This window comes from Rhodococcus sp. 14-2483-1-1 (assembly GCF_002259335.1).
Lineage (GTDB): Bacteria > Actinomycetota > Actinomycetes > Mycobacteriales > Mycobacteriaceae > Rhodococcoides.
The window spans coordinates 82,294-91,980 of sequence record NZ_NPFX01000012.1; the positions used below are offsets into that span (position 1 = coordinate 82,294).

The window sequence follows — 9,687 nt, forward strand, 5'->3', positions numbered from 1 at the left end:
GAGACCTCCGCCCTCGGGCCGATGCATGTCGGTGCCCTCGATGGCACGGACCGGATCGGATGACGTCCACCCTAGCGGACGCCGGGTGACACGTGGAGCGCGAAGACACGAACGACTGCGGCGGCTGCTACCCCGTGCACACCACCAGCGCGAAGGGCCCGATATCGGTCACCGTGAAGCGCGGATCCTCGAACAGTGACTCGGGGAAGGTGACGGTGTAGCGACGCACGTTCGGGTCGTTCGGGTACACGTCCTCGGCCAGGCGCAGGGTGTAGCCGTCCGCTCCGCGGCGGAAGAGGAAGGCGTCGGGCGCGCGCCACTGGCTGTTGTCGAGCGCGTCCACCAACTGATCGGGTGTCTCGAGCTCGGTCCACTGCTCGATGGCCCGAGCTCGCTGATCGAACTGCGCCAGCGGGTTGGCGTAGTGCGAGGTCAGTCCTTGGAAGCCGAAGTACGGGTAGTAGCTGAGGAACGAGGTGTCCGCGGTCAGCACGACCGTCTCGTCGCGTGGGCGCTGAGTCTGCTCGGTGATGGCGTCGTCGACCTCGCGGTAGTACGAGACCGCGCTCGGTGGGCGCATGTCGGCGCGGTTGCCGTCACCGTCGGTGTCGGAGTACGCGACGGTGATCTCGCTCTGCAGTACCTGGGGGATGTTCTGCGCGAAGGCCATGGCACCGATGATCGCCACGACGACGGCCGCGATACGGAACTTGGGCGGTTCGTTGATGGCCTGGTAGATCGCGTGACTGCCTTCGAGAAAGCCGAAAATGCCTGCGCTGCCGAGCAATACGATCAAGACTGCTTCGAGACGGAAGGAAAGCAACGTGGTGCCTGCGGCCGTCGCGGCCATGGACAGCAGCGTCCACAGGTAGATCGAGACGACGCCGACGCCGAGGGCCTGCGCTCGACGCGAGGAGGAGAAGCGCACTGCCAGCCATACCGTGCCGATCAGGCACAGCGCACCCGACATGGAGAACTCGAACATCGGGAAGGGAAGTGTTGCACCGGCTTCGGGTAGATAGTGCAGCGCCGTGCCCGATGTGGACGGTGCTCCGCGCAGGAAGTCGATGAGATACGGCAGCCACACCGTCGCGGCGATGACGCCGGAGATGGCGGCGATCGAGGCGACCTTGATCGCGATGGGCACCAGTACTTTCCAGGTCTTGCGCTCGCGATAGGCGAGAACAGCGGCGAACAGCGCCATGAGTACGACGGTGAATGCGGCTAGGCCCAGGTACAGGGTGTAGAACGTCGCGGCCAGTCCGAGGAAGAGGCCGGTGCCTGCCGCCGCTCCCCACCCGCCGGCCGCTCTTCTGTGCAACGCACCCCATGCCAGCACAAGTGCGGGGGCGAACAGCAGCACGATGACGGCGCTGTAGGCCTCGGGGGAGGCGTAGGCGACGACGAGCGCCGTGGTGACGGCACTGACGGCGACCGCCCAGTCGCTGCGAATCAGGGCGTTCCACAACACGAATGCGACCACCGATGTGACGGCGAGCAGCCCGATTGCGTAGGGCTTGAATACTTCCCACCCGTCCATGCCCAACACGTTGCCGACGCGTCCGCCGAGCCAGAACCAACCGGCGGGGTAGAACGGCGGGATGTCGGTGTACGTCATGTCGCGCAACGACGCCGAATCGGTCAGGCGCGTCAGGTATTCGGTACGGAATTCCTGGTCGACCGAGATGCCGAACAGGTACAGCTTGGTTGCCGCCAAGGGCATGCCGAGGGTGACGGTGACGAAGCCGGACAGACCGACCCACGCCGAGAGTCGAGCGATCCACGGCCACTTGTGGATTCGGTACAGGTAGATCGACGTGGCGAACAGTGCCGCAGCTACGACCTGGCCCAGGGTCGTCAGAGCGCGAGTGACGTTGGACGAGTTGAACGCCGGCCACTGAACCAGTGAGAAGGCGTACAACCCGACCGTAGCCACGACGACTGCGACGAGGATTCCGGCAACTATTTCTCCGACGGCAGAAGCAGTTCTGCGCGCCGGCGCAACCCCGACAGTCATGCAGTTAGATGGGCAGCTTGCGGAAGATCGGCCGCGGTACGTGTCGCAGCACCATCATCACCAGACGCCAGGGAGCAGGCGTCCAGATGAGGGGAGTGCCCTTGCGCGAGGCGTTCACCGCGAGCTTCGCGATGACCTCCTTGTCGACGGTCATCGGCGCTTCCTTGACGTGCGCGCTGAACTTGGTGCGCACCATGCCCGGACGAACCACGGTGACCCGAGGTCCGAACTCGCGCAACGCTTCTCCGAGCCCGAGGTAGAACCCGTCGAGGCCGGCCTTGGTGGAGCCGTAGACGAAGTTGGAGCGACGAACCCGCTCGCCTGCCACCGAGGACATGACGATGATGCGGCCGTACGCCTGCGCCTTCATCTTCTCGCCCAGCAGCACACCGACCGACACCGAAGCGGTGTAGTTGATGTTCGCGGCGAGGACGGCCTTGCGCTGGTCCTGCCAGAGCTGCTCGGCATCGAAGTCGACGGCGAAGGCGACGATGGCGACATCGACGTCACCCTTGGCCCAGGCGGCGTCGATCACCTTGGGATGCGACGCGGTGTCGAGTGCATCGAAGTCGATGACGTCGACCGACTTCGCGCCCTTGGCGGTCAGTTGTGCGACGGCGCTCTCGCGCAGCGGGTCGTTCGGCAGCGCGGCGAGGATGACACGTGCCGGAGACTTCGACAGGTACTCCTCGGTGATCGCGAGACCGATCTCGCTGGTGCCACCCAGAACGAGAATCGTCTGGGGGTTACCTACGGCGTCTATCGTCACAGCAGTTCCAGCCTTCTAGCCATATCGGAGGCGAAAACGCCTGTGGGGTCTACGGATCGACGGACCTTGATCCACTCGTCGATCCGCGGGTACATCGAATGGAACGTCTCGGCGTCGGTGCGCGAATCTTTCGCGGTGTACAGACGGCCACCGAATTCGAGCACGCGCTTGTCGAGCTCGCGGACGAACTCGTTCAAGCCCGGCTTGATCGGGAAGTCGACGCAGATGTTCCAACCCGGAATCGGAAAGCTCAGTGGCGCTTTGTTTCCGGGCCCGAACAGCTTGAACACGTTGAGGAACGAGTAGTGCCCGGACTTTTGGATATCGACGATGATCTTCTTGAACTCGTCGACGGCCTCCGGCGGCACCACGAACTGGTACTGCAGGAATCCCTTGGAGCCGTAGGCACGGTTCCACTCACTGAACATGTCGAGTGGGTGGTAGAACGCCGTGAGGTTCTGCACCTTGTTGCGGTAGTTGCCCGACTTGCGGTACCAGACCTCGCCGACGGCTGAGAAGGTGTACTTGTTCGCGAGTCCGTTCGGGAAAATGTCGGGGAACTTCACCAAAGGCTTCGCGTTGAAGAGCAACGGATCCTTCTGCAGCTTCTCCGGCAACTGATCCAGGCGCGCCAACGATCCACGAGAGACAGCCGCGCGACCGAGCTTGGGTGGTGGAGCAACCGCGTCGAACCATGCGCTGGAGTAGTCGTAGTTGTTCTCGCTGCCGTCGCTGTGCAGTGCGATGGTCTCGTCGAGGGTGCTGGTGACGTCGCCGTCGGCGATGAAATATGCCGTTTCCGTCGGTGTCATCTCGATGGTTGCGCGCAGGATGATGCCGGTCAGTCCGTTGCCGCCGACCGTCGCCCAGAAGAGTTTGGCGTTCTTGCCCGACGGCGTCAGGTGGCGGATCTGACCGTCCGCGGTGAGCAGTTCCATCGAGCGGACGTGGTTGCCGAAGCTACCCGCGCTGTGATGGTTCTTACCGTGGATGTCCGTTCCGATGGCCCCACCGATGGTGACCTGGCGCGTACCCGGCAACACCGGTACCCACAGGCCGAACGGAAGCGCGGCACGCATCAGCTGGTCGAGGTTGACGCCACCGTCGACGTCGACGATGCGCGTCGACGCGTCGATGCTGTGAATGCCGTTCAGCGCATTCATGTCGATGACGAGCCCGCCGGAGTTCTGCGCGTTGTCACCGTAGGAGCGGCCGAGGCCACGGGCGATGACGCCGCGTCGAAGGTAGGCCGGCTTGGAGTCGTTCTGCTCGGCGACCTGCTTGACCGCGTTCGCGATGAGCTCGGGGTCGGAGGTCGTGAGCACCTCTCCGGTGGAGGGCGCGGTGCGGCCCCAACCGGTGAGTGTGCGGGTCTGCGTGGGTAGCGGCGCAGTGTTCGCGGCCTGTGGTTCCAGGGGGAAGAGTGCGTCGTCGGCTGTCGTGGACATCGCTCAAGAGGGTACCCGCACCGCGGCAGCGGCTAGTGTCAGTCCTCGTGTCCACCCCTGATCGCTCCATCGAAGACGGCTCCGGGAACGACGACTGGTCGCCCGAGGACGACGAGTTGCAGCATCACGTTCCGCTACCCGTCGAGCTGCCGCTCACCGAGAACATCGCCGACGCGGCCCTCGACTTCAAGACGCAGGTGCTGCGTTTCTTGGCGACGGGTGTGTTGTCGGCCATCGTCGACCAGGGCGTCAACCTGATCCTGCATTTTGTGTTCGGGGTCGGGGTGACGCTGGCCAAGGCCATCGGCTTCGTGCTCGGAACGACGACGGCCTACCTGATCAACCGCCGCTGGACCTTCAATGCGGCTCCGTCGCGCGCCCGATTCTTCGCCGTCGTCGCGCTGTACGGCGTCACCTTCGCCGTCCAGGTGGGCATCTACACCTGGCTCTACCAGGCTCTTCCGGACGGCTTCTGGTACGCCAACGTGGCCTTCGTCATCGCGCAGGGCACGGCGACGGTCATCAACTTCCTCGTTCAGCGATTCGTGATCTTCAAGATCCGCTGAGCCCCCGGGTTCGCCCCCGGGGGTTCGCAAACGCGCGCGCACTTGCCAGACGCGCGCGGATTGGTCAGCGATTCCACTCGCGCGTGACGAATGCGCTCGCGTTTGCCCCGAATCCCCAGTCGCCCCAGCCGACCCACGAAGGAGGGTCACACCTCGAATTCAGGGAGGCTGCCGGCTTCGAGGGCTTGGGCGAGGGTGGGGGCAGCCTTGTCCTTGTCGGAGAGCTCGTAGGTCAGGGGCGAGCCGTCGCGTCCGATGGTGGGCCAGTCGATGCCCAGGGCGGGGTCGAGGGGGTTGATGTCGCGGTCCAGGGCCGGGGTGTACTCGAGGCTGCACAGGTACATGACGGTCGAGTTGTCTTCCAACGACAGGATGGCGTGGCCGAGTCCTTCGGACAAGAACACCGCTTTGCGGTCGACGTCGTCGATCAGCACCGAATCCCACTGCCCGAACGTCGGGGAGCCGACGCGCAGGTCGACGATGACGTCGAGGAATGCTCCGCGGGCGCAGGTGACGTATTTCGCTTGCCCGGGCGGGTTGGTGGTGAAGTGGATCCCGCGGAGCACGCCTGCGGCGGAGACCGAGCAGTTCGCCTGCTTCAGATCGAGCGTTCGACCGGTGGTCTCCTCGAACAGGCCGGCTTTGAACCATTCGAAGAACACGCCGCGGTCGTCTCCGAACTGGCGTGGGGTGTATTCGTAGGCACCGGCGATGCTCAACTCACGAAAGGTCATCGGTTCCCTCGGTCGATCAGATCGAGCAGGTAGGTGCCGTAGCCGGATTTGACGAGCTTCTCGGCGCGCACGCGCAGTTCGTCGTCGGTGATGAATCCGCGTCGCCAGGCCACTTCTTCGGGGGATCCGATTTTCAGGCCTTGGCGTTGTTCGATGGTGCGTACGTAGTTCGAAGCGTCGAGGAGGGAGTCGAAGGTGCCGGTGTCGAGCCAGGCTGTGCCGCGGGGCAGGACTTCGACCTGGAGGCGGCCGGCCTCGAGATAGTGGCGGTTGACGTCGGTGATCTCGTATTCCCCACGCGCGGAGGGCTCGAGGTCGCGGGCGATGGCGATGACGTCGTTGTCGTAGAAGTACAGGCCGGGGACGGCGTAGTTCGATTTCGGGGCGGCCGGCTTTTCTTCCAACGAGATGGCTTTGCGGTTCGCATCGAATTCGATGACGCCGTAGGCGGTGGGGTCGGAGACTTCGTAGGCGAAGACCGCTCCGCCGTCGATGGTCTCGAAGCGGGACAGTTGAGTTCCCAGGCCCGGGCCGTAGAAGATGTTGTCGCCCAACACCAATGCTGCACTGTCGGTGCCGATGTGCTCGGCTCCCAACACGAATGCCTGCGCGAGGCCGTTCGGTTCGTGTTGGACCTTGTAGGTCAGGGAGATGCCGAATTGGGAGCCGTCACCGAGGAGGCGGGTGAACTGGTCGGCGTCCTGGGGGGTGGTGATGATGAGGATCTCGCGGATCCCGGCGAGGATCAGGGTCGAGAGCGGGTAGTAGATCATCGGTTTGTCGTAGACCGGGACCAGCTGTTTGCTGACGCCCATCGTGATCGGATGAAGACGCGAGCCCGTGCCGCCCGCCAGAATGATTCCCCGCATGAACCCGCAGTCTTCCAGACCCTCCGGTCGACCGTGCGGTTGTGCCTTCCCCGTTTCCGCTGCGGGGGCTCGGAGGTGCACCTACGCTCGCCGCATACCCAGCCTTCCGAGAGATCCGAGGACAACGATCGTGACGAGCCGCACCCAGATCGAAACCGGTATCAGCCAGGTCACCGCTCTGCTCTCCGCTGTGACCGCAGACGAACGCGCGTCGGCGACGCCCTGTACCGACTGGACAGTCTCCGAGCTGTCGGACCACCTCGTGAACACCGCGGCCAATTTGGTGACCATGGCGCGGGGCGGCGAGATCGATTGGTCGGCGTCACCCGAGCCGTCGTCCGACCCGATTCCGCTGTGGACCGAGAGGACCCGCGAACTGTTGGCCGAGATCGACGCAGGATCACCGCTGCCACTCGGTATGGTCGCCGCGGAATTCTCGGTGCACGCGTGGGACCTCGCGACCGCACTCGGTCGCGGCACCGACGACTTCGACCCAACCGTCGCGGAAGACGGGCTGGAGTTCATGTCCGAGAATTTGACCGACGAACGCCGCGCCGGTGCCTTCGAACCGGAGCAGCCCACACCGGACGGGTCGAACGCGTACGAGCGTTTGGCGGCCTTTGCCGGACGTACTGTCGCGCGTTCCTGAGACTTCGCTGGCGACGGCTCATTCCCACGGGATTCGATAGGGCTGAGACGGGACCTCCGTCGTCGAAGTCGGCCATTCACTCGGCCACATGATCTGCGAATCGGCTTTGAGCTCTTCGACTTCCCGTGGCACCGGCTCTGCGTCCACCTCGATTCGTTCCCAACTGCATTCACCCGACGCGACGCGGGTTGCGTAGTGGATCAGGTCGGACGACGCTTGCGGTGACGACGCCAGGCGGGCCAGCAGTTCCGCGGTGACCCTGCGGGATCCCGCTCGAGCCGTCAGGTCCGTGTTCAGTGCTCGCGTGCGTGCGGCCTCGAGCTCATCGCAGGATGCCATCAGACGGTCGTATGCGGCTCGGGCGTGCGGAGGCAGGGACTCGATCATGCGTCCCGCCATGGTTCGTCGCCGGTGCCGACGGAGAAGTCCTCGTCCGGTGTGTCGAGTACTGGTCGGATGTCCGCTGTCTTGCCCGCTTCGACGGCTTGCTTGCCGTAGTCGAGGAAGTCGTTCAGCGGCCGCAGTGCATCGTCGATCTTCTGGCCCACCTGGCCTTCGGGGTCGCCGAGCGCGTCGAGGAACGCGCCGAAGTCGTCGACCACCTTTTCGATCTTCACGATGAGTTCTTTGGTCAGATTCATTGCTGTCCAGCATATTTCGATGATGCTTTCGACCTGCCATGCTGTGCCGACCACCGGAACCTTCTTGATCACTACCTTCAATGCACCGCGGGCGTTGTCGACGGCCACCTCGGACTCCAGTAACTCGACGATTTTGCGCACCACTGCCGAGGCGGCTTCGCGAAGCTGGTCGGAGATTGCCGCACAGATCGCAGAGATCGTTCGTCCGGCCGGACCTTCCCATCGCATTGCGGCCAGTTGCCGGTCGGCGTAGTCGGTGAATGCCTGTGCGGCAGCGCCGTTCCAGTGACCTTCGACTCGGCGCACTCCTGCAGCTAACGACTCCGCTGCGGCTTCCATCGCGTCACCCGCTATCTGGTACGCCTGACCGATTCGACGGATTTCGTTCCAGTTTCCGGTGACGGGGATGGTCGCTTCGCGTAGCGGACTCCACCCGGAGAGCTCGAAGATCGTGCGGTCGATCTCGCCGAGCCACTCGGAGGCATCGGCGAGTACGTCGCGGAGGTCGTCGAGCACGGGATTCGTTGGTGAGTAGTCGATCCCGTGGGGCCGGCCGTAGTCGGCGGGTCCTTCGAATTCGTCCACGTGCCCGACGGCGGCACGATCCGAACTGCCGCGGTCGATGCCCGGTAGTGGCGGAAGTGTCGTGTGAGTGTTCAACAGGTCGTAGTTTCGCTGATCCTGGTCGGCGTACAGCCACGCAGCCTTGTTCAGTTCGACACCCATCTCGCCACAATTGGCGGACAGGTGAACCTGCCGAGTGCGTGTCAACTCCTGGAAGCCGGCGAGATACGGCTGGAGTCGCTGCAGAATCTGCCCGACCACGTTCTCGCTCAGGCCCGCATTGTCGATCAGATAACGATGACCGGCCAGAGTATCGACGCCGATGCGATCGAGAAGATTGCCGAGACCGGCTATTTCCGAGGAATTAGCGTAAAGAGGTTCGGTCATTGCACTGGACTCTTTCGAAGAGTGGAGATAAGGCTGTCGACGTCCTCGTCGTTCAGCGCATCCTCGACGTCCCGGTCGGCCAGAACTACGAAGACCGCCACCTCTGCTGTGGCGAAACCGGTTGTGGTGACCACGTCGAATGTTGCTCTGGGAGGTGGGCAATCAGGCGTATCGGGTATGTCTTCGACCGAGGCTGAGTAACGGACGGCCGGCTCACCGTCCACTTCCGAGTACCGAGGGTCGCTGATCCGAACACTAGGTGTTTCGGACCCGTCTCTGTTGGTGAAGATCATCGAGGCCTTCTGCACCTCTTGAAACGCGAGCACCGTCAAGTCTCCGACGCGTCGACCGGTCATCCCTGTGATTGCCGAGGTCTGAAATTCGCCACCTTCGCAGTCGAAGCGCCCGTGCAGCCCCAGCGCGCCGTATGTAGCGGTGGACCCGTCCTCACCGGTCCACTCCGAAAACGCGTCGTACTGATTCTCCCAATCCGCCGGAATTTCGTAAGTCCAGCCGAATTTGGTGGCGATGGGCTGCGGCTGCCCGGCGGGTACCTCGATTTTCGGTGGCGGACGGTTCATCGAGGGAAAGCCCGGCGGCAACGGCGGCGGCGATGTCGTCGAGCCCGTGGGTTTCGGTGACACCGGCGGCAGAACCTGCACACCCTCGTACGGTTCAGGCACCGGAGGTGCCAGCTGCGGAATTGCCCACATGATCCCGAACAGCAGCGCTACCGATGCCGCGAGACGAATCAGAATTTTGCCGAGACCCATTGACGTACTCCCCCCGAAGTCGAACAGAAGCTAGCACGCGCGCCCGACAAGAACGGCCCGCACGAGTCTCCACCGGTAAAGTGCCTGTTCATGAGAATTCTTGTCACGGGTGGGGCCGGGTTCATCGGCGCGAACTTCGTACATCAGACCCTCGCGCAACGCCCCGACTCCCAGGTCACCGTGCTCGACAAGCTCACCTACGCAGGCAACAAGGCATCCCTCGAGCCAGTCGCCGACCGCATCGACTTCGTGCACGGCGACATCGCCGAC

At 63.8% G+C, this 9,687-nt stretch carries 11 protein-coding genes; 3 read left to right on the top strand and 8 right to left on the bottom strand.

The features are described 5' to 3' along the window. Positions 1 to 127: 127 nt before the first annotated feature. The 3 genes from CH294_RS10905 to CH294_RS10915 are packed head-to-tail and all read right to left on the bottom strand — an operon-like array spanning position 128 to position 4,234. Positions 128 to 2,017 (bottom strand): galactan 5-O-arabinofuranosyltransferase, encoded by a 1,890-nt coding sequence (locus CH294_RS10905; RefSeq protein WP_094737929.1) that lies wholly within the window; start codon positions 2,015 to 2,017, stop codon positions 128 to 130. A gap of 4 nt (positions 2,018 to 2,021) precedes the next feature. Further along, entirely contained in the window at positions 2,022 to 2,786 is a 765-nt protein-coding gene (locus CH294_RS10910) for a decaprenylphospho-beta-D-erythro-pentofuranosid-2-ulose 2-reductase (protein WP_032381093.1), read from the bottom strand. Beyond that, entirely contained in the window at positions 2,783 to 4,234 is a 1,452-nt protein-coding gene (locus CH294_RS10915) for an FAD-binding oxidoreductase (protein WP_094737930.1), read from the bottom strand. Before CH294_RS10915 ends, CH294_RS10910 begins: the two co-directional genes overlap by 4 nt. Before the next feature lie 68 nt (positions 4,235 to 4,302). On the opposite strand from CH294_RS10915, the gene CH294_RS10920 reads away from it, so the two are divergent. Then, positions 4,303 to 4,800 carry a GtrA family protein gene (locus tag CH294_RS10920; RefSeq protein ID WP_094703628.1) on the top strand — a complete coding sequence of 166 codons (498 nt, stop codon included), beginning with the start codon at positions 4,303 to 4,305 and terminating at the stop codon, positions 4,798 to 4,800. Between the two features lie 146 nt (positions 4,801 to 4,946). On the opposite strand, the gene rfbC is transcribed toward CH294_RS10920, so the two are convergent. Both rfbC and rfbA read right to left on the bottom strand, forming a co-directional pair. Next, positions 4,947 to 5,534, bottom strand: coding sequence for a dTDP-4-dehydrorhamnose 3,5-epimerase (gene rfbC, locus CH294_RS10925; protein WP_094737931.1), 588 nt, complete (start codon positions 5,532 to 5,534; stop codon positions 4,947 to 4,949). Then, positions 5,531 to 6,403 (bottom strand): glucose-1-phosphate thymidylyltransferase RfbA, encoded by an 873-nt coding sequence (gene rfbA, locus CH294_RS10930; RefSeq protein ID WP_094737932.1) that lies wholly within the window; start codon positions 6,401 to 6,403, stop codon positions 5,531 to 5,533. The genes rfbC and rfbA overlap by 4 nt, the downstream gene beginning before the upstream one ends. 130 nt (positions 6,404 to 6,533) lie before the next feature. Between rfbA and CH294_RS10935 the strand changes: the two genes are divergently transcribed. Further along, entirely contained in the window at positions 6,534 to 7,052 is a 519-nt protein-coding gene (locus CH294_RS10935; protein WP_170944681.1) for a maleylpyruvate isomerase family mycothiol-dependent enzyme, read from the top strand. Between the two features lie 18 nt (positions 7,053 to 7,070). Here CH294_RS10935 and CH294_RS10940 read toward each other — a convergent pair whose 3' ends face one another. The 3 genes from CH294_RS10940 to CH294_RS10950 are packed head-to-tail and all read right to left on the bottom strand — an operon-like array spanning position 7,071 to position 9,417. Further along, positions 7,071 to 7,439 (bottom strand): hypothetical protein, encoded by a 369-nt coding sequence (locus CH294_RS10940; protein WP_141216488.1) that lies wholly within the window; start codon positions 7,437 to 7,439, stop codon positions 7,071 to 7,073. Further along, complete coding sequence (locus CH294_RS10945) at positions 7,436 to 8,644, bottom strand: WXG100 family type VII secretion target (RefSeq protein ID WP_094737935.1); 1,209 nt, start codon at positions 8,642 to 8,644, stop codon at positions 7,436 to 7,438. The genes CH294_RS10940 and CH294_RS10945 overlap by 4 nt, the downstream gene beginning before the upstream one ends. Then, positions 8,641 to 9,417: a hypothetical protein gene (locus CH294_RS10950; RefSeq protein ID WP_094737936.1), complete on the bottom strand. Its 777-nt coding sequence runs from the start codon at positions 9,415 to 9,417 to the stop codon at positions 8,641 to 8,643. The genes CH294_RS10945 and CH294_RS10950 overlap by 4 nt, the downstream gene beginning before the upstream one ends. A 90-nt stretch (positions 9,418 to 9,507) precedes the next feature. On the opposite strand from CH294_RS10950, the gene CH294_RS10955 reads away from it, so the two are divergent. Beyond that, positions 9,508 to 9,687, top strand: a 180-nt coding sequence (locus CH294_RS10955) for an NAD-dependent epimerase/dehydratase family protein (RefSeq protein ID WP_141216462.1), incomplete at its 3' end; no start/stop codon positions are given.

Coding starts and splice junctions, on each gene's coding strand:
- CH294_RS10905 (WP_094737929.1), bottom strand. CDS start 2,017: ATGACTGTCGGGGTTGCGCCGGCGCGCAGAACTGCTTCTGCCGTCGGA.
- CH294_RS10945 (WP_094737935.1), bottom strand. CDS start 8,644: ATGACCGAACCTCTTTACGCTAATTCCTCGGAAATAGCCGGTCTCGGC.
- CH294_RS10950 (WP_094737936.1), bottom strand. CDS start 9,417: ATGGGTCTCGGCAAAATTCTGATTCGTCTCGCGGCATCGGTAGCGCTG.
- CH294_RS10915 (WP_094737930.1), bottom strand. CDS start 4,234: ATGTCCACGACAGCCGACGACGCACTCTTCCCCCTGGAACCACAGGCC.
- CH294_RS10940 (WP_141216488.1), bottom strand. CDS start 7,439: ATGATCGAGTCCCTGCCTCCGCACGCCCGAGCCGCATACGACCGTCTG.
- rfbA (WP_094737932.1), bottom strand. CDS start 6,403: ATGCGGGGAATCATTCTGGCGGGCGGCACGGGCTCGCGTCTTCATCCG.
- rfbC (WP_094737931.1), bottom strand. CDS start 5,534: ATGACCTTTCGTGAGTTGAGCATCGCCGGTGCCTACGAATACACCCCA.